Origin of the sequence: Mesorhizobium sp. M0522, from assembly GCF_040321085.1 — a bacterium.
GTDB lineage: Bacteria > Pseudomonadota > Alphaproteobacteria > Rhizobiales > Rhizobiaceae > Mesorhizobium.
In genome coordinates this window covers 12,405-33,869 of the sequence record NZ_JAMYQW010000051.1, presented here as the reverse complement: position 1 = coordinate 33,869, position 21,465 = coordinate 12,405, and the positions used below count along the sequence as shown (strand labels likewise).

Sequence of the window (21,465 nt, the reverse complement as noted above, 5' to 3'; positions counted from 1 at the left end):
TAACTACGCTCGAAAGGACGACCTTAAGAGCGCAGCTTCGCTACCGGGCCATGCTCCCGCAAGGCGGCCCTCGCCGGAGGCGTACTGCTTTTCCGTCGATGAGCTTGCTGGGTTGAATGCCAACGGTCATGATTTTGCCTTTCGGTCTCGCGGGCGTCGAAGAATGCTGGACGCCGTGCCGGTACGACCAGCGCGGCTGCGATGGAAATCCCTGCGGACCGAGGGACAGTTAGTCTATCTCAACTGAGAATATATCGAAAAAGTGGATACTGATATTAAAGACGGAGCAAGTCTCACTATCGAGATCCCAAGTGATTAAGAAAGGTTTCAAATTCAGCCTCCGGGATCGCCGCAGTGTGTTCGGGTCCGGGATAGGCACCGGAATAGATGTCAGCCCGGAATTCCCGGAATGCCGCGACGCGTTCACTATTCAGTCGGTCGAACTCGGCCTTGAAGTTGCGATACGCCTTGGCGTGGCGCGGAAGGCGGTTCCGGCCGTAGCCGAGCACGTCCTCTGCGAACAGGTACTGGACATCGCCACCTGAGCCCGAACCGAGGCTGAAGTAGATCATCGATGTGTTTTTGGCGAAGAACTCGGCTATCCGGCCGGGAACGACCTCAAGCTCAACAGCGAAACAACCGATTTCCTCGAGCCGTTTTAGTCGCTTCCACATCGTCAGCGCCTCTGATGCGGTCTTTCCGACAGCGCGCCAGCCGGTCCAGGTAACGTAAGATGGAATAAGGCCCACATGAGCGACAATCGGAATGTGATTTTCGCACATTGTCCTCTGGATATCGAAAGAAGCGGCACAATAGAAACAATCGCCCCCAATCGCTGTGTAGCGGTAAGCCGCCTCCAGGAATTGCTCGGCGCTGACCAGCAGCTTTCCGTCCACGGTTCCTTTCGTTGGCGGCGTCAGGCCGATCTGCACGAAGCACGCCCCCGCCGCTTCACGCATTTCGGGGGTGAAGTCCTTTGCCTCGATTGACAGGAGATCGATCCCCGCAGCGGCGGCGGCGGCGGCTTCCTCCGTGCTGGTGACATAGAGCATCGAAAGCTTTTCGCCCCGTCGCTTCTTCGCGCGTATGTCTTCGACGTGAGGTCTGTTGTGGTACATGATCGTGGGTCTCCGCGAAATGCGACTCCCTTTAATGAGTCTCGCTTACTCAACGGGTATCAGGAAGGTCAGGACTGAACCGGCACCCTGAACGAGGGTCCCAAGCTTGGCGTTCAATTGAGCGTTCTCGGGTGCGGAAAGGTGCGTCTCGAAGGCCGCCTGGTCCGCGGACAAACTTGTCTGGTCGACCGTCGACTTGGCGGCAGGCAAACGCTCGGTTCCCAGGTTCTTGCCGAACAATGCGCCCGTAGTCGCATAGCAAGCCGCGGACCTTTTCAACCGTCTCCGGAAGAGCCGTGACTTCCGCGATTACGGCTTTCGGGTTGATGTCGGTCAACGGATAGTCTCCTCAGACATCGATTATCACGCGGCCGCCTTCGACCTTGACGGCGTAGGTGCGCAGGTTATCGCAGGCGGGAGGCGTCTCGACCTCGCCGGTTGTGAAGTCGAAGACCGAGGCATGCTTGGGGCATTCCACCGTATTCTCCATCACCAACCCGTCGGCGAGGTGGATATTCTCGTGGGTACAAAGCCCGTCCGTGCAGTAATACTGGTCCTGATGATTCCGGAAGATTGCGAACGTCTTACCTGCATGGTCGAACCGTAGGCCGCCTTCCTCTTCCAGGTCGTCGGCTCCACAAACGTCAATCCAAGGCATCGTCACTCTCGCTAGATTTTGAGGCAACAGGGTTCGAGCGGGTTCAGGCCGATTTGTCCTTGAGGCGCTCTTTCTTGGCGCGGAAACGCGCCTTCATCCGTTCGTCAGATTCCTTCGACCCGTCGTGATAGGTGCCGAACATCCGGTCCACGGGGACGAGCCCCTCGCCTCCGTAATTCACCTCGAAATACTTATGGTGGAGGTAGTGCATATAGGCGTGGGTATCGAGCCCCTGCTCATCGCTGGTCTCAACCGTGTCGAAACCGATGTGCCCAGGCACGGCGCCGAAACCCGCGAAGTGTAGCTGGTAGAGTGCAATGACGGGGTTTGAGGGGATAACGAAGTGCCAGAAAACCACCCCGAAATAGAGCAAGTGCTCAATGGGATGCATCGATAGCGATGACCACGGGCTGGGATTTATGGAGTTGTGGTGCACCGAATGGACGTATTTGTAGAGCACTGGGACGTGGATCAGCCGGTGGATGCAATAGAAGTGGAAGTCGTGAATTATCGGCACCACGACAGCCACGACCCCGAGCCACACAGGGTGCTCGGCGAAGTTGAGCCAGGGTATGTATCCATTCGCGGAACTCCACAGCATCAAGACCTGCAGGCACGTCCATATCGGTACACCGATCAGCAGCGACCGCAGCATATTGTCGAGGGTCTGCTTATTGAACCAAAATACATCTGATTGCTGATCCGCCGGGAACTTGTGGTTGTACTTAAATCGGTTCCCCTGCCGACGGCGAACGTAAAGCGGCAACTCCCAGCTTTGGTACCAGAGAAAGGCCAGGACGAGGTTCGCCGCCAGCATTTTCAGCGACCAACCCCATGCAAAGTTCTGCAGGACTGCGGCGTCAGGGACAACCAGCTGCCAGTAGGCGAGTGCCGAGACCATGAACAGCAGGTTGTACGGAAAGAAGTAAGATGGAAGCCACTTCAGAAGCTTCTTTGGATTGGGAGGGAAGAGCCATATTGGCGCTGGCTCCAACAGCTCGTTGGGAGCCCAATCGCCGCGCTTGCTGCGCGTTCCAAACTTAAGATCGTCCATCGGATGCTCCTTTCGATCTCGCCCCGAAAGGCCCGATCGGCCTACAACATGCCAATATTCCAACAAATGGTCAATAACTAAATCCGCTTGATTTACAAAAAAAATCGTGCCAGATTTCGGCCGTCGATCCTACGGCAAGCTGACGGGTGGAAGACGAAGCACTACTACCGCATTCACGCGCTCAAAGGGAGCCTCAATTGGATATCAGACGCGGCGGGCACTGGCGCGATGGCATCGCGGGCGTTCTGGACGTCAAGACCGGCCAGCAGTAACGAGAAGGGCGCCATGATAACCGGCGTTTCCGATCTGAACGCCCCTGAAAACGCGAGCTGTATCTAATGTCAGTCGACAGCACCTTCAACGCATTCGTAGGCAACGCGACGCACCGTGGCGGCAACCAGATAGGTGTCAAACACTACAATGAGCGCTTAATCCTTAGTCTGATCCAGGAGGCTGGCGCGCTTTCCAAGGCCGAGATCGCGCGCATTACACATTTGTCCTCGCAAACGGTCACGATTATCGTAAATCGCCTCCTCAAGGAAGGATACCTGCGGAAGAAGGACGTAATCCGCGGCCGGATTGGTCAGCCTTCTACTCCGATCGAGATTGCACCGGATGGAGCGATTTCGATCGGGGTCAAGATTGGCCGCCGCTCCTTGGATCTGCTGGCTCTATCGTTCGACCGCCGGGTGATTGCTAAGAAAAGCTTTGCCTACGATGCCCTCGACGCGGACGTCGTCTCGGGCCTGATGGGAACAGCGTTCGACAGCCTGAAGGATGATTTGAGCCGCGTCCAGAAATCCAGACTCGTGGGCGTAGGTATTGCTGCTCCAACGGCGATCGAGTCTGGCATAGCCGTCATCGGTGATCCTGGCGGTGCATCCCCACGCTGGCGGGAGGCCGACATGGTCGCCAGGGTCGAAGAAACCTCCGGCTTGAGCGCCGTGGTGCTCAATGACGCTGACGCTGCTTGCTTGGCTGAGATTGATTTCCGGAGAGAGAACCGGAATCGGTCAATCGTATACTTTTACATCAGCACCTTGATTGGCGGCAGTGTTGTTTTGGAGGGCAATCTAATTACCGGCCACACCGGCAACGCGGGCGCGGTGGGTGCAATCCCTCTTAAACTTGGATCGCACAATAGGAGTCCAGCGCCCGCGCGGTTGAGTCAAGCCGCCTCCCTCAATCGGTTGGAGGTCCTTGCGGCGCAGCACAAATTGCCAATGAAGACGTTCCGTGAAGATGGTGGATCCGTCGCCAAGCTTGATGAACCGGCACTTGCCTGTTTCGATGAGTGGTGCGATCTGGCGGCGGATGCACTTGCTTTTGCGGCCATCTCTGGCACGAGCTTCATCGAAGCCGATAGTGTCGTTGTTGACGGCGTCCTCTTGCGACCTCTCCTCGATCGTCTCATCGTGAGCGTCCGGGAACGAGTGGCAGGCTACGATCTGGAGGGCATCATCATTCCTGAGTTCCGTGTGGGCTCGATCGGGTTTAACGCCCGCGCGATTGGCGCTGCTCTGGTTCCATTGAACGAACAGTTTGCGCCAGACAACAAAGTCGTTCTCAAGAGCTGAAGTGAAGGACCGCATGGCAGAGATAGCTATTGTCGGCGCCGGAGAATGCGGTGTCCGCGCCGCATTCACGTTGCGGGAACTTGGTTTTCAAGGGTCGGTAACGTTGCTGACCGCAGAGAAAGCTCTGCCATATGAACGACCGCCGTTATCCAAGACGATGCTAGCCAATCCCAAGGCCATTCGTGCCGAAGATGCCTATCCCGGAGCAGGGATCGAACTCCGACGTGGTGCGCTGGTCGAGTCTCTGGTGCCTGAGAGGCGGGAGATTCACCTCGCCGATGGCACGCTCTTGACGTATGATCAGTTGCTCCTTGCGACGGGAGCCCGTGCCAGATTGTTTCCTGGCCTTGAAGGCTGTCTCACACTACGAACCGATGTGCAGGCGCGGCGCATTATGCTGGAGTTCAGCAGCAATGCGCGCATCGGGGTCATTGGTGGCGGATTCATTGGCCTTGAACTCGCCGCGACTGCGCGGCAGGCAGGTGCCGAGGTTACGGTGATCGAGACCGCACCGCGCATTCTCGGACGCGCCGTGCCCGGGGCGATCGCCCAAATCATTCACGCGCGGCACGAAACCGCAGGGGTCAAGATTCTGACTGGTACTGTCGTCACCGAGGCTGGAACGAACCGCATTGTGCTGGCCAACGGGATTGAACTGGAGTTCGACGCCGTTATCGCTGGCGTCGGGGCGATCCCTAATACCGAGCTCGCCGAAAAGGCCGGTCTGTTCGTGGATAACGGGATTGTTGTCGACAGCGCATTCCGAACCTCCGAACCCAATATCTTCGCCGCAGGCGACTGCTGCAATTTCGAGTGGCGAGGAGCCCGTATGCGACTTGAAAGCTGGAAGGCCGCACAGGACCAGGGTGCCCATGCCGCAGCAGCCATGCTCGGTGCCAGTGGAGAGTACCAGAAAGTCCCGTGGTTTTGGTCGGATCAGTTCGATCTGACTCTGCAGGTCGCAGGGCAGTTCGATCTAACCCGGGATATACATCACCGCGCAGCCTCCGGTGGGGTCCGCATCGTCTTTCAGTGCGATCAAGATGCCCGGGTCTCAGCGGCCGCCGCAATAGGACAGGGGAACACGGTCGCGAGGGACATGAGTGTTCTCGAGAAGCTCATCGAGCGCGGAACTGTGGTTGCGGCCAGTTCGCTGATAGACCCTGACTTTAGGATCAAGGGCTTGCTCAAGTAATCAAGTAATAAAGCCGCCGGAGGTCTACCAGCCCAAGCCAAGGTGCGGTCCGCGGCCGTCGTCGCGGCATCCGCTCCAGCACGTCTCGACCGAAATCAACTAAAATGCTCTATTCGTTCGGATAGCGCAGTCCGATTTGCGCCCTGATCGTATCAAGTGATTGCATTATCGACACGGTCTCGTTAGCAGGCATGATCTCACCGGACAATTTTCCAGCCGTCACAAGCCTCTCCATTTCGGCAGCTTCATATTGCATGCCACGTCCTGCTACCGACGACGAATACTCTTCTATCACCCTGTCATTCTTGTCGATGTGGCGAAATGAAGTTGGCGAATACCAGGTAGATGCAATCTCAACTCTCCCCTCGGTGCCGAGGATCGATGCAACATTGGGTCCGGTGTTGTCGAGACTGGAGATGGTGGTAGACAAAGCCCCGCCGGCGTGTTGGAAGATAGTTGCTACCTCAGCGTCCACTCCTGTCTCCTTAATCCGAGCCATCGAAACGATGTGTTCAGGCTCTCCGAGCACGTCAAAGGCGAACGAAATGGGGTAAATGGCGAGATCAAGCAGGGCGCCTCCGCCGAGTTCCAGAGCGTTGAGCCGATGATTGGGATCGCCAGGAAGGTCACGAGTATGATCGGCGATCACCGAATAGATCTTTCCAAGCACTCCTGATGCGATGATCTCCCGGATGCGCACCATATGAGGAAGGAAGCGCGTCCACATCGCCTCCATCACGACCAGGTTTTTCGCAGAGGCGAAATCAACGACATTGCGCGCTTCCCGTGCATTGATCGTGAATGGCTTTTCGATAAGCACGTGCTTGCCGGCGGTCAGCGCCTTAAGCGCGTTGTCGGCGTGCATCGGATGGGGTGTAGCCACATAGATAATATCGACCTCCGGGTCCGACAAAAGGTCCTTGTAGCTGGCGTGCGCGTTGGGAATACTGAAACGATTGGCGAACTTGTCGGCTCCTGCCTGTGTTCGAGAGCCGACAGCCGAGACACGATGACCGGCAAGCTGCAAATCCTGGACAAAGAGATCAGCAATCCAGCCGGTCGCTAGAATCCCCCAACGCAATTCGGCGTTCATTATCTTACCTCAAGGCTCGACTGTGAATTCAACTTTGTAGGTGTCACGCTGCATGAGATATTGACTAGCCTCACCTACTTGCGTCGAACGCGACCCGCGTGCCGCTGGTCGTGTCGAAGAAATGCAGATGTTTCGGATCGAAGCGGATGCCGACGTTTTCTCCCATGTGCACCTTGGTATTTTTGTCGGTCTTCACGGCGACCAAGTTTTTGCCGACCTTTACGGTAACCAGCGTGCTGTCGCCCAATAGTTCGGTGGTATAAACCTCGCCGGCCATATTACCCGCGTCTGTTTCGCTGAGCCGCATATCTTCGGGTCGCTGGCCGACGGTGATCGCGCCGTTCACGCCGGCCGGAGCCGCAAGCGTCAACTCGGAGTCCTGCACCCGTCCGTCGGCAATTGCTATCGGAAGCAGGTTCATGGGTGGATTGCCGAGGAAGCCGGCAACAAAGACGTTTGCCGGCGTGTTGTAGATGTCGAGGGGTGTGCCGACCTGCTGTAGTTTGCCGTTCGCCATCACGGCGACACGGTCAGCCAGCGTCATCGCTTCGACCTGGTCGTGCGTCACATAGATCGTAGTGGTACCGAGGTCGCGCTGCAGGTGCTTCAATTCCGCGCGCATATAGACGCGCAGCTTGGCGTCGAGATTGGACAGAGGTTCGTCCATCAAAAACAGTTTGGGCGTGCGTACGATGGCACGACCGAGCGCCACGCGCTGTCTTTGCCCGCCGGACAGTTGACCGGGTTTGCGCTCTAGAAGCCCGCCGAGTTCGACGCGCTCGGCGGCGGCGCGTACCTGGCGCTCGCGTTCCTCACGGTTCACACCTGCGACTTTGAGCGGATAACCAATATTGTCCGCCACGGTCATATGCGGATAGAGGCCATAGTTCTGGAACACCATGGCGAGGTCGCGTTTACCCGGGGGCAAATCGTTGACCACACGATCGCCTATGCGAATCTCGCCAGCGCTCGGGTCGTCGAGCCCGGCGATCATGCGCATTGTGGTGGACTTGCCACAGCCAGAGGGCCCGAGCAACACGATGAACTCGCCATCGGCCATGGCGAGCGAGATCTTTTCCACGGCGACAAAGGAGCCCCAAAATTTAGATACGGATGACAACGTTACGGAGGCCAAGATCATATCCCTTCGTGGACGATGCTACGGACAGCAGTCATAGCTGTGGAGTATTTGTCACGATAAATCGTTGACGGCGATGGTCGGTTTTGGGAACGCCTCCGACGGTCGTTCAGCCCGCATCGAGCAAACTGAAACTCCATGAACTCCCGCTCAGGTCGGCCCATGTAGCCGGCGATGTCGGTGCCAAGTGCTAAGGCGCCAACGTCAGTACCGGTGAGAATATGCACATGCACGTCTGGATCAGAGGGCACTACGTTCAGCTTCTCCAGCCAGTCCCACGTCAGCAACGCGATGCTGGGCTCAGGAATATCCAAGAGCATGATATCCGACACGTCAGCCCTTCACCGCGCCGGCCGTCAGGCCTGCTACGAACTGTCGTTGCAGAAAGAAGAAGACAGCGACCACCGGCATGGAGATCATCACGGATGAGGCCATGAGCTCTCCGTAGCGGATGCCGTACTGGCCGATAAAGTCATTCACTCCAACTGGCAGCGTGCGCATCTCCTTGGTCGAGGTAAAGGAGAGCGCAAAGAGGAACTCCTGCCAGGTGACGATAAGCACAAAGACTGCAGTGGCGACTATCCCCGGCCGGCAAAGCGGCACGATTATCTCGAAAAACGTTCTGAACGGCCCGGCCCCATCGATCGCCGCCGCTTCTTCGAGTGTCAGCGGCAAATTGGCCATGAAGCCACGCAGCATCCAGATCGCCACCGGCAAGGTTACGGTGACGTAGGCGAGGATCAACGACGTATATGTGTTGAGTAGGTTGGCCCCCTTCATCATCTTGTAGATCGGGATGATGATGGCGCTGGCCGGGAACATCTGCGTGACGATCACCAGCGTCATGGCGATGATAAGTAGGCGGACGTGGGTGCGCGTAAATGCATAGGCGGCCAGCAGGGCTAACGAAACGGTGATGATGACGGTGGACAGTGAAACGATGACCGAATTCATAAAATAGGTTCGGAACTCCGGCCGGAATGCAGTGACGTAGTTGTCGAAGGTCGGGTTCTCCGGCCACAGCCTGGCGGGAATGGAAAAAGGCTCGGCCGCCGGCTTCAACGACACTGAAACCATCCAAAAGAAGGGCACCAGGATTATCAGCGCCAATACGACGTTGAGGGCCAGCAGTGCGGCTTGGCGGCTCCTGTGGGAACGGGTGTTCATGACGCCTTCCCCCTATGCCGGCCGCGCGACAAAACGCCGAAATAGACCATTATCAGCAGCGCCAGGACCAAGATTGAAAAAACGCCATATACAGCGGCTTCGCCAAAGCGAAATTGTCCGAAACCGAGTTCGTAGATCTGGGTTGGGAAGATGGCTGTGGCATTCTGTGGGCCACCGTTTGTCATCACCCAGATTATGTCGAAGTAATTGAAAGTGAGGATAGTGGTAAGGAGGAGATTGATGGCGATCACGTCTTTGATTCCGGGGAGCACAACGTCAAACAGGCGCCTAGTCGCTCCCGCTCCGTCTATCTTGGCGGCCTCGACCTGCTCTTGGTCGACCGTCTGCAGGGCCGCTAAGTAGACGATCGCCGAGAAGGGGAACCCTTTCCATACGGCCGCCATAATGATCGAGCCCATGGCTGTCGACGTTTCCGCCAGCCAAGCGGTACCGTGGTCGATCAGTCCCAGGCTAATAAGTAACGAGTTCACCAAACCGAGTTGCGGGTCATACATGAATCGCCAAAGGATGGCGGCCACTACGCCGGGGAGGACCCAAGGCAAAAGCACCAACGACCGCATAAGTCCCTGGCCAGGCATCTGCTGATTGAGCAGCAGTGCGACCAGCAAGCCGAACACATTCTGCAGTGCTACCACAAAGACAGTCCAAATGAGGGAGTTCCACACTACTTGACCGAAGATCGGATCGGCCAAGATCTTGTAATACGCTGCAAGCCCCTGGAACTTCGGCACCGGGTTGATGAAGGAGGTCGAATAAAGGCTTTCAATTATGGTGCCGATCATCGGGTAATACATAAGTGCGCCGACCAGCAGCAGCGCCGGAGCTACGAAAATCCAGGCCATCCAGCGTTCACGATGGGACATTGTGTCATTTCCCGATAGAGAGGGCCGGGCTCGGGGCAAAGCCCGAGCCCGGCTTAGTCCTGGTGACTAGTTAAGGGCGTCGATAGCAGTGCAGGCCTTGCCGGCTGCCTTCTGCGGATCCATTCCGGAAAATACATCCTGCGCTAGAGTCACCTCGATGTCGGCGACTTCGAGATAGCGAGGTGACAACGGCCGGGGTGAGGCATTCTCGAGATGAGGGATGATGAGATCCGCACCTTTGCGGTTTGCCGCCAAAAAGCTTTTTGCGGCCTTCATGTTTGCCGGGACAAGTTCGACAACATCGCCGTTCACGTCTTCGCGGGTTAGGAACTGGATGAGTTTCCAAGCGGCTTCCTTGTGCTGGGAAGCTTCAAAGATGGCAAGGTTCCACCCACCATACGTGCCAATCGCCGTCTTACCTTCGGGCGCATTCCCTACAACGAAATCCCAGTCAAGTTTGGACTTCTGCAGAGTCGGCTGCTCCAGCGCGGGCCAGAACTCCGTTGCAAGAGATCCGTTTAGAAAAAGTTCGCGCATCGTTGCGGAACTGGCGTTCATGATGCCCTGCGGCGCATATGGCACCAGTGACTGCAGGTAACTCAATGCCCCGACCGCTTCAGGGCTGGTGAGCGCGCATTTGCCCTTCTCATCCAAGACTTTACCGCCATTGGAGAAGATGAAAGTATCGAGAACGACGACCGTGTCTTCCCCCTTGTGGCCGAACAAGCCAATGCCGTAGCGGCCCTTGGACTTGTCCGTAAGCTTCGGCGCCGCTGCCTTCAATCCCTCAAAGGTCTTTAGCGAGGCAGGATCAACGCCAGCCTCTTTGAGGAGTGCCTTGTTGTAGTAGGTGAAGGACCAAACGTCCACGTTGATGGGGATTCCCCAGAGCTTGCCGTCAGAAACGTTCGAGTCCCAGGCTCCTTTGAAGAAAGTGTCGCCCGTAAGACCGGAAGTCTTGACTTGGTCGTCGAGAGCCGTAATTGCGCCGGCTTGAGCAAAGGCGCCCATCCAGATTTGATCCAGGGTGGCTACATCAGGCGCATTACCGCCCTGTACCGCCGTCAACAACCGCTGTTGGTACTCCGAATATGGTATTGTGGTAAGCTCTACTTTGATTTCGGGGTTTTCCTTCTCGAAGCGCTTCAAGGCGTTCTGCTGATTCTGATTGAAATCGGATTCGGCCCGCTGGTTGTCCCAGAATTTTAGCACGACCTGCTCCGCGTTGGCCGAACCCGCGGCGAACATCGCTGTGGCCGCTGCGAGGACGGCCGACTTCATGACGTTGCGTATCATCCATTCACTCCCTGTTCAGTTTGTTTGGCTTGATATCCTCGCCGCCGGCCGTGCCGGCTTCGAATGGACCACCTCCTCCACCGACTACGATCAAGCGATGGATCGACACCGCTCCGGTGTTTGTGGACGCCGCGCGTGACCGGCGTGATCGCACGGATTAACTCAATAAATTGGAACGTTCTAAATTGCAACAACTATTTTCCCTTGCCCATCGAGCCCAGATCTGCACCGCTTCAAGCCAGATCTACCCAAAGGACTGCAAATATGGGGCTTTATGGCACACGATCGGGGGCGCAATGACAAAAGCGGCGGGTGACAGGCGCTCCCATTAGATAAAATTCCGCTTGACAAGCTAGGAACGTTCCAATTGTTTGAAGCCTAATTTGAGAAGACCGAGGTTGCGATGTCAAAGGCGAGACTGACTGTCATCGACATCGCCAAAGCCGCAGGCGTTTCCAAGTCCACGGTTTCGTTGGTCTTGCAGGGCTCGCCTCTGGTGAAGGAAGCGACGCGTTCCAAGGTCAACGCGACAATGCGCGAGTTGGGGTATGTCTACAACCGGGGTGCCGCAAACCTTCGACAGGCGAGCGCCAGATCGGGCATCATCGGTGTCGTGGTGAACGATCTTACAAACAGCTTCTTTGCAGAGTTGGCCGTAGGGGTCGACACGGTCGTCCAGTCGGCGGGCTTCGTCCAGTTCCTCTCAAATACGAGTGAAAATACCGACCGGCAGCGAGAGGTGGTTGCCTCGATGCGTGAGCATGGAATTTCGGGGCTTATCGTTTCGCCGGCCCGCGCCACCGATGCAGCAGACTTCAAGCCGCTCGTGGCGTCAGGGATCCCGGTGGTTGTGGTAGTCCGCAGCCTGCCCGGCGCGAGAATGTCGTCGATTGTGTCTGATAACGTTCGCGGCGTGGCGATGGCGGTCAAGCATTTGGTGTCGCTAGGGCATAGCCGGATCGCTTTTTTGGGAGGCTTTCCAGATACGGCTGTGTTTGCCGAGCGACGGTCTGGTTACCGCAAAGCGATGGACGAAAGTGGTCTTAAGTTCGATGAGGAGTTAGTTGTTCCGTCCATTCCCTCGAGAGCAGGTGGCGTGGAAGCCATCGGACGTGCGATGACCATCAGCGATCGACCGACCGGGGCCGTCTGCTTCAATGACGCGGTGGCGTTTGGCGTGTGTGATGGATTGCGCGCTCGGCGCATGGAACCGGGGCGGGACTTCGCGGTGGTAGGTTTCGACGACGTTATCGAGGCGAAAACGGCGGTTCCGGCCCTGACGACGATCTCGGTCGATCCGCAAGCTATGGGCAGGCGCGCCGCACACCTCCTTCTGAAGCAGATCAATGCGGGAAAAGCAGATGCGGAGAACATCATTGCGGCGGTCAGGCTGGTCGTCCGCCAGAGTTGTGGAACTGGCCAGAGCAAACCAGAGGGGAAGTTAGGATGACGGTTCGATGGGCATTGATCGGTGCGAGCATGATCGCGCGCGAGTGGGTCACTGGTATGCGGGGAAGCCGAGGCAGGTCGTATCAGTCGTCAGTTCCAGTGTTGGGCGCGCCAAGACATATGCGCGTCGAACCAGGACTTTGAGCATCCCGCAATGAGCAAGCACATCACCCCCGCCCAAGCCGCCGCCCTCATTCCGGATGGCGCTGTCGTGTCGGTCTCGTCCTCGAGCGGGCTCGGTTGCCCGGACCTGATGCTGAAGGCGATCGGCGAACGCTTCGAGGCCGCCGGGCATCCGCGCGACCTGACCACGCTCCACCCGATTGCCGCGGGCGACATGAGCGGCATCAACGGCGTCGATTACATAGCCCAAAAAGGCCTCTTGAAGACCATCATCGGCGGCTCCTACCCTTCAGGTCCTTCCACCGCCGAGCCGCCCCTCATTTGGCAAATGATCGCAAGCAACGACGTGGCGGCGTACAACATCCCTTCCGGAGTGCTCTTCGACATGCACCGCGAAGCGGCCGCGAAGCGCCCGGGCGTTATCACCAAGATCGGGCTCGACACCTTCGCCGACCCGAACCGCCAGGGCTGCGCGATGAATGCGGCCGCGGAAGCCCGGCCCGTGGTGAGCAAAATCCAATTCTACGGTGAGGAGTACCTCTACTTCGAGGCAATCGCGCCGCAGGTAGCGATCATCCGTGCCACGACGGCGGACGAGCGCGGCAATTTGACCTACGAACACGAAGGCGCGTATCTCGGCGGCCTCGACCAAGCGCTCGCGGCCCACAACAATGGCGGCATCGTCATCGCGCAGGTGAAGCGCATCACCAAGGACGGATCGATGAGGCCGCATGACGTGCGAGTGCCCGGAATTCTCGTCGACTACGTCGTCGTCGATCCCGACCAGAAACAGACAACGCAGACGCTCTACGACCCTGCAATCTCGGGTGAGATTTTTCGGCCGCTCGAAAGTTTTCGCGTGCCGGAGTTCAACATCCAGAAGATAATCGCGCGGCGCGTCGCGCAGGAACTCGAGGCGGGCAGCGCCGTCAATCTCGGCTTCGGGATTTCGGCCAACGTCCCACGCATTCTCCTGGAGGAAGGGCTGCACGGCGCGGTCACTTGGGTCATCGAACAGGGGGCGGTCGGGGGCGTGCCGCTGCTTGACTTCGCCTTTGGCTGCGCCGCGAATGCCGACGCCTTCATGCCCTCGCCCTACCAGTTTACATATTTCCAAGGGGCAGGTTTCGACGCCTCGCTGCTGTCATTCCTAGAGATAGGCCGCGACGGCTCCGTCAACGTGTCAAAGCTCTCGTTCCGCCCTCATATCACGGCGGGCGCCGGCGGCTTCGTCGACATTACGGCAAGGGCGAGGAAGATCGTCTTCTCCGGCATGTTCAATGCCGGCGCCAAGCTCGCTGTCGAGGACGGCAAGGTCGTTGTAGAGAAGGAGGGCAAGCTTAGGAAGCTCGTCAAAGAGGTCGAGCACGTCACCTTTTCGGGCAGGCGAGCCATCGACCAGCGCCAGGATATCACCTATGTCACCGAGCGCGGCGTGATGAGACTGACGCCGGACGGCGTCGTGCTGACTGAAATTGCGCCGGGCATCGATCTCAACACCGGCATTCTTGAACAGTCGGAGTTTCCGCTGATCGTGTCCGACACCCTAAAAGTCATGGACGGCGCGCTCTTCGTCGACAGGCCGATCGGCCTGTCGCTTGCCGTGAAGCCGGCCCGTAGCTTGGCGGGGGCATGTAATGGCTGACGCGCACATGAGGCTTGCCGCCGAAGGCGCGGTCGCATCCGTCACGATCGCTCGACCCGAGAAGCTCAACGCCTTCGATATTGACATGCTGAAGGCATTGGCCGCCATCTGCGACGAGGTCGAGGCGATGACCGATGTCCGCGCGGTGGTGCTTACCGGCGAAGGCAGAGCCTTCAGCGCCGGTGGCGACATCAAAGCTTGGGGCGCCATGCAGGCGAACGAGTTCGGCCATGCCTGGGTCCGCTTCGGCCATCGCGTCTTCGAGCGTCTGGCGACCCTGCGCATGCCGGTGATCGCCGCACTCAACGGCCACGCGCTCGGCGGCGGCCTGGAACTCGCGGCCGCAGCCGACTTCCGCATCGCGGAACAACATATCCGCATCGGCCTGCCGGAGACCGGGCTCGGCATGATACCGGGATGGTCGGGCACGCAGCGCCTAGTGAGGCGCTTCGGCGCGCAGATCGTTCGCCGCATGGTCCTGGGAGGTGAGACGTTCTCCGCCGAGGAAGCCCTCAAGTACGGACTGGTCGACGCCGTCGTGGACAGCGGCGCTGCCGTCATCGAGGCGAAGGCCTACGCGGCGCGGGTCGCGACGCGGGGACCGGCGGCCGTCGAGATATCGAAGCTAATGATCGCCGTCGCGAATGGCGAGGACAATGGTTCGGCGGTCGAAGCGCTCGGCTCGATTCTGGCCGCCAAGACTGGGGATCTCAAGGAAGGCGTCGCCGCCTTCTCGCAGAAGCGCGCGGCGGTCTTCAAGGGAGAATGGTGATGACGTTAGAGATCAGGCCAACAGCGCTTGCCGACGCGCCCGTGCGCGGCTTCGAGATGCTGATCGACGGCAGATGGACGGCCGGCGTAGAAGGCCGGACGATCGACCGGAACGCGCCGAGCCACGGCATCGTCGTGAGCCGCTACCAGGCGGCGACAAGGATGGATGCCGAGCGCGCCATCGCCTCGGCGCGAAAGGCATTCGACCACGGCCGGTGGCCGCACACGACGGCGTCGCAGCGCTCGCGGGTTCTGCTGAAGGCCGCCGATCTCATCGAGGCCCGCGCCGAAGACCTCGCCTATCTCGACTGCATCGAGGGCGGCAAGCCAATAACTCAGGTGCGCGGCGAGATCGCCGGCGCTGTCGACATCTGGCGCTATGCCGCTGCGCTTGCCCGCGACCTGCACGGCGAGAGCTACAATTCGCTTGGGCAGAACACACTAGGCGTCGTTCTGCGCGAGGGGATCGGCGTCGTGTCCATCATAACGCCGTGGAACTTTCCATTCCTGATCCTAAGCCAGAAACTGCCCTTTGCGCTCGCCGCCGGCTGTACATGCGTCGTTAAGCCCTCAGAGCTGACATCGGGTTCGACGCTCGTTCTCGGCGAGATCCTTGAGGAAGCGGGCGTCCCGGACAGCGTCGTGAACATCGTCACCGGCACGGGTCCCGAAGTCGGCGCGATCATGACGTCCCATCCTGCGGTCGACATAGTTTCGTTCACCGGCTCGACCGGCGTCGGAAAGCTCACCATGACGAATGCAGCGCAGACCCTCAAAAAGGTTTCATTGGAACTCGGCGGCAAGAATCCGCAGATCGTATTCCCGGATGCGGACCTCGACTCCTTCATCGACGCCGCCGTCTTCGGCGCTTATTTCAATGCGGGCGAATGCTGCAACGCCGGCTCGCGGCTAATCCTCCATAAGAGCATCGCGTCGGATGTGGTCAAGCGTGTTGCAGAGCTTGCGAAATACGTGAAGGTTGGCGATCCGCTGGACCCAGCGACGCAGGTCGGCGCGATCATTACGCCTCAGCATTTGGAGAAGATCGCGGGCTACGTCGCCAGTGCAAAGAATAGCGGCGCGAAGGTTGTTCACGGGGGCGATCAACTCGATCTCGGGATGGGGCATTTTATGTCGCCGACAATCCTCGAGGCGGTCATGCCGGATATGGAAATCGCACGTGAGGAGGTCTTCGGCCCCGTACTTTCAGTTCTCACCTTTGAAACGGCGGCGGAAGCCGTCGAGATCGCCAATTCCATCGATTACGGCCTTTCCGCCAGTGTGTGGAGCCGCGATTTCGATACGTGCCTGACATTCGGGCGCAGCTTGCGGGTAGGAACGGTGTGGATGAACACCTTCATGGATGGCGCCTCCGAGCTCCCGTTCGGTGGCTACAAGCAATCCGGGCTCGGTCGCGAACTCGGACGCCGCGCGGTCGAGGACTACACCGAAACAAAAACACTCAACATGCACATCGGAGGCCGCACCAATTGGTGGATGCCGCGACAGGAAAATTGGCCTGGCCAACGCACCGACCGGGACCTCGCCGAATGAAGACGACCACACGACCCGTCGCCATCGTCACTGGCAGCCACGGCATCGATCTCGGAATTGCGACCGCCTTTGCAAAAGCGGGATACAATGTGGCGATCACTGGGGTCGCGAGTCCCGACAACGGGCAGGATGCTGTCGCAAAACTAGAATCCTATGGCGTGGCAGCCGCCTATCTGCAGTCCGATATCGCTGATGTTTCCCGACATGAAGAAACGGTAACGGGCGTCCTTTCGCGATTTGGTCGTGTCGATTGCCTTGTTAGCAATGGCTCCATGGCAGTCGTACCAGGTGACTTCCTCGACCTGGTGCCGGCGGACTTCGATAAGACGATCGCGATGGACCTAAGGGGAACGGTGTTCTTTACGCTTGCTGTGGTCAAGGCAATGCTCGTGAGGAGCGCGGCGGATGTACCCAGGTCCATCATCAACATCACGTCGGTCTCACCCGAGGTAAGTTCGCCCGAACGCGCGGACTATTGCATCAGCAAGGCCGAGCTGGCGGCATTCTACCAGGGGGTGGCATTTCATATCATGGATACGGGAGTATCAGTATTTGAGGTGCGGCCCGGCATCGAGCGGGGGGAAGAAGCAGCAGACCTCGGCAAAATCTGCACGGCACTCGCTTCCGGCGATTTGGGTTTTGCGACGGGAACGATCATCGAAGCCGACGGGGGCTCTTCAATTCCACGCCTCTGAAGGGAGCAACAGAATGGGCTTCGACTACATCATCACCGGAGCCGGGCCTGCCGGCTGCGTGCTCGCGAACCGGCTTTCTGAAGATCCGGCCGTGCGCGTGTTGTTGCTGGAGGCTGGCGGCGGAGATTGGAACCCGCTGTTCCACATGCCGGCGGGCTTCGCCAAGATGACCAAGGGCGTGGCGAGTTGGGCCTGGGAAACCGTGCCGCAGAAGCACATGAAAGGCCAAGTGCTGCGCTATACGCAGGCGAAGGTGATCGGCGGAGGTTCTTCAATCAATGCACAGCTCTATACGCGCGGCAATGCAGCCGACTACGATCTCTGGGCTACAGACGACGGCTGCGAAGGCTGGAGCTATCGGGAAATCCTGCCCTATTTTAAGCGCGCTGAGGACAACCAGCGTTTTGCCGACGACTACCATTCCTATGGCGGGCCGCTCGGCGTCTCCATGCCAGTCTCGAATCTCCCGATCTGCGACGCGTATATCCGCGCCGGCCAGGAACTCGGCATTCCCTACAACCACGACTTCAACGGTCGCCAGCAGGCCGGCGTCGGCTTCTACCAGCTTACGCAACGCAATCGCCGTCGCTCCTCCGCCTCAATGGCCTATCTGTCGCCGATCAAGGGTCGGAGAAACCTTTCGATCCGCACCGGCGCTCGCGTCGCCCGCATCGTGCTGGAAGGCACCCGCGCCGTGGGCGTGGAGGTCGTGACTGCGAAGGGCATCGAAGCGATCCGGGCGGAACGCGAAGTACTCGTCTCCTCCGGCGCCATAGGGTCGCCTAAGTTACTCCTGCAGTCGGGCATCGGCCCGATCGATCATCTTAAATCTGTCGGAGTTCAGGTGAAACACGACCTACCGGGGGTTGGCTCGAACATGCAGGACCATCTCGACCTGTTCGTCATTTGCGAATGCACCGGCGACCACACCTATGACAACGTGGCGAAGCTGCACCGCACCCTCTGGGCCGGTATCCAGTACGTACTCTTCCGCACTGGTCCGGTCGCCTCCTCGCTCTTCGAGACGGGTGGTTTTTGGTATGCGGACCCCGAGGCCCGCTCGCCCGACGTCCAGTTCCACCTCGGCCTGGGCTCCGGGATCGAGGCGGGAGTCGAGCGGCTGAAGAGCGCCGGTGTGACGCTGAACTCCGCCTATCTGCACCCGCGCTCTCGCGGCACGGTTAGACTTTCTTCCGCCGATCCTTCGGCGGCCCCGCTGATCGACCCCAACTATTGGGAAGACCCGCACGACCGGAAAATGTCGATTGAGGGCCTGAAGATCGCCCGGGAGATCATGCAGCAGGCCGCCCTGGAACCTTTCGTGATGGCCGAGCGCCTGCCTGGACCAAAGGCCGTGACGGACGAAGACTTGTTCATTTACGGGTGCGCCAATGCCAAGACCGATCACCACCCGGTCGGCACGTGCAAGATGGGTTTCGATTCCATGGCCGTCGTCGGGCTCGATCTCAAGGTCCATGGGTTGGAGGGATTACGCGTTTGCGACTCCTCAGTCATGCCGCGGGTGCCGTCCTGCAACACCAATGCTCCGACGATCATGGTGGGCGAGAAGGGATCCGACATAATACGCAATCGTGCCCCGCTTCCGCCGGCTCTTTTCGAGCATGAACGCAACGACGCGCGCCCCCGCGCACGCACCAACATTCAATAGGTGCACTCATGATCCGCCGCCACGAAGTGAGCAGGGAAATGGGGCGAATGTTACGATTTCCGGCTGTTCTGGTCGGCCAAGATATCCCGCGCATGCACGCAGTGATCGGCCAAATTCGTGCTGACACATCCGGTTGGCATTTCATGGTGATGAATCACTGGCAAAAATGCGCTCCCTGATGACACAAGGATCTTAGCAGTCTTATGACGATTGACGTCCCGCAGCACATTCTCGACGCCATGACCGATGTCGATATGCCGCGACTACGGTCGGAGACCGCTCCGTCCGGTACAATGGTCCACGGCGACCTTCAAGTCCCGGTCTATCGATGCTGTTGTGTAGTGGTCGGTTCCGGTGCGGCGGGGCTGCGTGCGGCGGTGGAATTAAGGCGGCGTGGGAAAGAGGTGGTTATCGTCAGTCAAAGCGCTTGGGGTGGAACGTCGGCCTGTTCCGGCTCTGACAAGCAGACGCTGCATACGGCCAACAGTGCGGATCAGGGAGATAACTACAAGGCGATGGCGCGAGCAATACGCGCCGGTGGCGCGATGGATGAGGATATTGCCTATGTGGAGGCCGTGGGCTCGTCTCGCATGATGGCCTCGCTACAGTTTCTTGGCCTTCCACTGCCTCAGGACGCGCTGGGCGGCACTCTCAGATACAAGACCGACCACGACGAGGTGGGTCGTGCCACCAGTTGCGGTCCACGCACGTCACGTCTGATGGTCAAGGTGCTTGCCGAAGAGGCGATCCGTCTTGATGTTCCGTTCTATAACCACACTACGGCTGCCAAAATCCTCACCTGCGGGGAGGGGACGGATCGTCACGTCGCCGGCATTCTTACGATGCGCCCCAACGACCGAACAACAACAAACGCCTTCGGCCTTGCCCTGTTCGAGTGCTCGGTCCTTGTGCTTGCCGCGGGCGGTCCCGGCGAACTTTATCGTGATAGTGTCTATCCCAACGGCTGCTTCGGGTCGCTCGGCCTTGCGCTCGAAGCTGGTATCGAATTGGTCAACCTTACGGAGAGCCAGTTCGGTATAGGCACGCGCCGGGAGGGTTTTCCCTGGAATCTGTCCGGCACCTATGTCCAGGCAATTCCGCATGTCTATTCGATTGACGCGGAGGGCAATGAGCACCCCTTCCTTGTCCAGTATTATCGCAGCACACAGGAGATGGCCTCCAACCTGTTCCGCAAGGGATATCAATGGCCTTTTCATGCCACGCGGATGCTCGATTTCAGCTCGAGTCTCATAGATGTTGCGATCTATCGCGAGTCCGCAGCGGGGCGGCGCGTGTTCATGGACTTCAACCGGAATCCGCTGCCCATGCCCGGCGATCTGCCGTTCTCCCTCGAACGGTTGGACGACGACGTGAGTTCCTATCTCGGCAATGCCGGCGCGGGTCAACATTTGCCAATCGAGCGGTTGAAGCACATGAACCCGCTCGCGATCGAACTCTATCGTCGCTACAAGATAGACATAACCAAGGAACCGTTGGAGTTCGCCGTCAACAACCAGCACATGAACGGCGGCATCATGGTGGACGTTTGGGGGCGCAGTAGCCTTGCCGGCTGCTATGCGATCGGAGAGGCCGCTGGTACGCACGGCGTGACGCGGCCCGGCGGAGCCGCGCTTAATGCCGGGCAGGTCTTTGGCACCCGAGCGGCCGAGCACATTGCAGCCAGCGGCAAAGCAAAAGTAGCGCCGAAGGTCGACATTGCCCGAGCTGCGCAAGCGGGCATCGCAGCGCTCTTCACGATCATGCGCCCCGACAGCTCGCTGACGATCAAGTCGGCGCGTTCCACGATCCAGGCGCGGATGAGCGATGCGGCCGGTATGATCTGCGACGGCGAGCGGGTAAGCCAGGCCCTCGCAGAAGCTCGAAGCCTCAATGTAAGCATTCGCGCAAATGGCATTAGGTACAAACGACCTGCTGAGGCGGTGCGGTCAATACAATGGCGGCAAATGGCGCTAGCTTCCGAAGCGGTGCTTACCGCTTTGGACCATTACATTGGCCAAGGCGGAGGGAGCCGCGGTTCCCGCGCAATATGCGATCGAGAAGGTGAATCGCTTCCGCTCGCGAGGACAGGCCCGCTGGAAGACTATCGCTTCCGGAGGGAGCGCGACGCCCAGCGGAGTGAACAGATCATTGTCCGATTGGACGGCGTCGAAATGGTGGTTTCAACACGTCCAATCCGTTCCTTCGACGAGAGTGCTGGGTCGTTCTTCGAACGCGATTGGCCAGATTGGCTGACCGGCCGGATCTTTGATCTCGGTTCTGACTAAGAAGATACCTAGTCGCGGTGCGCGTGATGTCGTCAACATCCGCATGGAATATCTGGAACTGAGGGAACCCGAGGCCTAAACGCCAGCCGAAGGG

19 protein-coding genes are annotated in these 21,465 nt (G+C 58.9%); 10 read left to right on the top strand and 9 right to left on the bottom strand.

Going from position 1 to position 21,465, the window contains the following annotated elements:
• Nucleotides 1-296 precede the first annotated feature (296 nt).
• The 3 genes from NKI58_RS32060 to NKI58_RS32050 form a co-directional block, all read right to left on the bottom strand.
• On the bottom strand, nucleotides 297-1,118 hold the full coding sequence (locus NKI58_RS32060; protein WP_352808729.1) for a 3-methyl-2-oxobutanoate hydroxymethyltransferase: 822 nt from the start codon (nucleotides 1,116-1,118) through the stop codon (nucleotides 297-299).
• 349 nt (nucleotides 1,119-1,467) lie between these two features.
• Nucleotides 1,468-1,782 (bottom strand): MocE family 2Fe-2S type ferredoxin, encoded by a 315-nt coding sequence (locus NKI58_RS32055; RefSeq protein WP_036245547.1) that lies wholly within the window; start codon nucleotides 1,780-1,782, stop codon nucleotides 1,468-1,470.
• Nucleotides 1,783-1,819: 37 nt separating this feature from the next.
• Nucleotides 1,820-2,830 carry a sterol desaturase family protein gene (locus NKI58_RS32050; protein WP_352854272.1) on the bottom strand — a complete coding sequence of 337 codons (1,011 nt, stop codon included), beginning with the start codon at nucleotides 2,828-2,830 and terminating at the stop codon, nucleotides 1,820-1,822.
• A gap of 338 nt (nucleotides 2,831-3,168) precedes the next feature.
• On the opposite strand from NKI58_RS32050, the gene NKI58_RS32045 reads away from it, so the two are divergent.
• Both NKI58_RS32045 and NKI58_RS32040 read left to right on the top strand, forming a co-directional pair.
• Nucleotides 3,169-4,407, top strand: coding sequence for an ROK family transcriptional regulator (locus tag NKI58_RS32045; protein ID WP_023721600.1), 1,239 nt, complete (start codon nucleotides 3,169-3,171; stop codon nucleotides 4,405-4,407).
• Between the two features lie 13 nt (nucleotides 4,408-4,420).
• Nucleotides 4,421-5,602 carry an NAD(P)/FAD-dependent oxidoreductase gene (locus NKI58_RS32040; protein ID WP_352854270.1) on the top strand — a complete coding sequence of 394 codons (1,182 nt, stop codon included), beginning with the start codon at nucleotides 4,421-4,423 and terminating at the stop codon, nucleotides 5,600-5,602.
• A gap of 109 nt (nucleotides 5,603-5,711) precedes the next feature.
• Here the strand turns inward: NKI58_RS32040 and NKI58_RS32035 are convergent, their stop codons facing one another.
• The 6 genes from NKI58_RS32035 to NKI58_RS32010 all read right to left on the bottom strand — a co-directional run bounded on the left by NKI58_RS32035 (nucleotide 5,712) and on the right by NKI58_RS32010 (nucleotide 11,165).
• Nucleotides 5,712-6,695 (bottom strand): Gfo/Idh/MocA family protein, encoded by a 984-nt coding sequence (locus NKI58_RS32035; RefSeq protein WP_023721602.1) that lies wholly within the window; start codon nucleotides 6,693-6,695, stop codon nucleotides 5,712-5,714.
• A 70-nt stretch (nucleotides 6,696-6,765) separates the two neighbouring features.
• On the bottom strand, nucleotides 6,766-7,830 hold the full coding sequence (locus tag NKI58_RS32030; RefSeq protein ID WP_352808736.1) for an ABC transporter ATP-binding protein: 1,065 nt from the start codon (nucleotides 7,828-7,830) through the stop codon (nucleotides 6,766-6,768).
• A gap of 2 nt (nucleotides 7,831-7,832) precedes the next feature.
• The gene (locus tag NKI58_RS32025) at nucleotides 7,833-8,165 is read right to left on the bottom strand and encodes a Clp protease/crotonase-like domain-containing protein (RefSeq protein ID WP_031194746.1); all 333 of its coding nucleotides are present in this window, start codon (nucleotides 8,163-8,165) and stop codon (nucleotides 7,833-7,835) included.
• A gap of 1 nt (nucleotide 8,166) precedes the next feature.
• Nucleotides 8,167-9,000, bottom strand: coding sequence for a carbohydrate ABC transporter permease (locus NKI58_RS32020; protein ID WP_352452579.1), 834 nt, complete (start codon nucleotides 8,998-9,000; stop codon nucleotides 8,167-8,169).
• Entirely contained in the window at nucleotides 8,997-9,884 is an 888-nt protein-coding gene (locus NKI58_RS32015) for a carbohydrate ABC transporter permease (protein WP_031194747.1), read from the bottom strand. The genes NKI58_RS32020 and NKI58_RS32015 overlap by 4 nt, the downstream gene beginning before the upstream one ends.
• A 66-nt stretch (nucleotides 9,885-9,950) precedes the next feature.
• Nucleotides 9,951-11,165: an ABC transporter substrate-binding protein gene (locus NKI58_RS32010; protein WP_352854267.1), complete on the bottom strand. Its 1,215-nt coding sequence runs from the start codon at nucleotides 11,163-11,165 to the stop codon at nucleotides 9,951-9,953.
• Here NKI58_RS32010 and NKI58_RS32005 point away from each other — a divergent pair.
• From NKI58_RS32005 to NKI58_RS31970, 8 genes are all read left to right on the top strand, one after another.
• On the top strand, nucleotides 11,164-11,319 hold the full coding sequence (locus tag NKI58_RS32005) for a hypothetical protein (RefSeq protein WP_210164501.1): 156 nt from the start codon (nucleotides 11,164-11,166) through the stop codon (nucleotides 11,317-11,319). The two genes, NKI58_RS32010 and NKI58_RS32005, sit on opposite strands and share 2 nt — an antisense overlap.
• A gap of 264 nt (nucleotides 11,320-11,583) precedes the next feature.
• Complete coding sequence (locus NKI58_RS32000; RefSeq protein ID WP_352854264.1) at nucleotides 11,584-12,630, top strand: LacI family DNA-binding transcriptional regulator; 1,047 nt, start codon at nucleotides 11,584-11,586, stop codon at nucleotides 12,628-12,630.
• 153 nt (nucleotides 12,631-12,783) lie between these two features.
• Entirely contained in the window at nucleotides 12,784-14,397 is a 1,614-nt protein-coding gene (locus NKI58_RS31995) for an acyl CoA:acetate/3-ketoacid CoA transferase (protein ID WP_352808742.1), read from the top strand.
• Nucleotides 14,390-15,169, top strand: a complete 780-nt coding sequence (locus NKI58_RS31990) for an enoyl-CoA hydratase/isomerase family protein (protein WP_352452582.1) — start codon at nucleotides 14,390-14,392, stop codon at nucleotides 15,167-15,169. Before NKI58_RS31995 ends, NKI58_RS31990 begins: the two co-directional genes overlap by 8 nt.
• Entirely contained in the window at nucleotides 15,163-16,722 is a 1,560-nt protein-coding gene (locus NKI58_RS31985) for an aldehyde dehydrogenase family protein (protein ID WP_352808744.1), read from the top strand. The genes NKI58_RS31990 and NKI58_RS31985 overlap by 7 nt, the downstream gene beginning before the upstream one ends.
• Nucleotides 16,719-17,417 (top strand): SDR family NAD(P)-dependent oxidoreductase, encoded by a 699-nt coding sequence (locus tag NKI58_RS31980; RefSeq protein ID WP_352808745.1) that lies wholly within the window; start codon nucleotides 16,719-16,721, stop codon nucleotides 17,415-17,417. Before NKI58_RS31985 ends, NKI58_RS31980 begins: the two co-directional genes overlap by 4 nt.
• A 13-nt stretch (nucleotides 17,418-17,430) precedes the next feature.
• Nucleotides 17,431-19,086, top strand: coding sequence for a GMC family oxidoreductase (locus tag NKI58_RS31975; protein WP_352452586.1), 1,656 nt, complete (start codon nucleotides 17,431-17,433; stop codon nucleotides 19,084-19,086).
• Nucleotides 19,087-19,289: 203 nt separating this feature from the next.
• Nucleotides 19,290-21,371 (top strand): FAD-binding protein, encoded by a 2,082-nt coding sequence (locus tag NKI58_RS31970; protein WP_352854260.1) that lies wholly within the window; start codon nucleotides 19,290-19,292, stop codon nucleotides 21,369-21,371.
• Nucleotides 21,372-21,465: the final 94 nt, after the last annotated feature.